The organism is Bacillus mycoides, assembly GCF_001757995.1.
GTDB classification, from domain to species: Bacteria; Bacillota; Bacilli; order Bacillales; family Bacillaceae_G; genus Bacillus_A; species Bacillus_A mycoides_B.
On sequence record NZ_LXLV01000139.1, the window covers coordinates 1 to 795 of the forward strand.

The window sequence follows — 795 nt, forward strand, 5'->3', positions numbered from 1 at the left end:
CACAAATGAAATGTTATCAATTGCACTTGGAATTAGTGGGATGTCCTTTCCCCATTTGGAGAAGAGTTAGTTTACCGACAGATTTATCCTTTGATGATTTACATGACGTGATTCAATGCTTATTTCAGTGGCAACACCAACATTTATTTGAATTTACTGTGGGGAAATATGTAATTTCATCTCCTCCTGATCCGAGCATTTCCTTTCATACATTGGCAATGACTACGTCGTCCCCGATGCTACATGCTGATAAAACTATGCTACACCAACATATCGGAAAAACGGATCAGGCTTTTCAATATGTATATGATTTTGGAGATCATTGGCTGTTACAGATTCATGTTGAAAAGATATTTGATCAACCTTCTGATGAAATAAAATGTATAGGAGGAGAAAATGCGGCGCCATTAGAGGATATTGGGGGCATTCCAGGGTATATTGAATTTTTAGAAGCGATAAAAGATTCTTCACACCCACAACATAAAATCTACGCAGAATGGGATTTATTAAATTTTGATCCTTCTTTCTTTGACATACACGAAATTAATAAAGGATTAACTTATTGTGATTAAGTGCTAAATGAATGCTAGTTTATTTATGGGATATCGCCACATCGCTATCAACCTAACAAAACAAAATACCCCATAAAATGAAAAAATACGCTATTCTTTCCTATGATTCTACAGCAAGGATAACGTATTTTTTGCTTTATGGGTAGTGCTATCCCTTATATGACTTCTTGTGATTTCGGTGAAAGTCGTGATGGTACTTCATAACCTTAGCTTGATAGCGATG

General features: G+C 35.6%; 1 protein-coding gene. It reads left to right on the forward strand.

Annotated features, from left to right (window positions below):
* Nucleotides 1–572 (forward strand): plasmid pRiA4b ORF-3 family protein (locus tag BWGOE10_RS29350; RefSeq protein WP_236736016.1); only part of this gene is annotated, 572 nt, incomplete at its 5' end.
* Between the last annotated feature and the right edge of the window lie 223 nt (nt 573–795).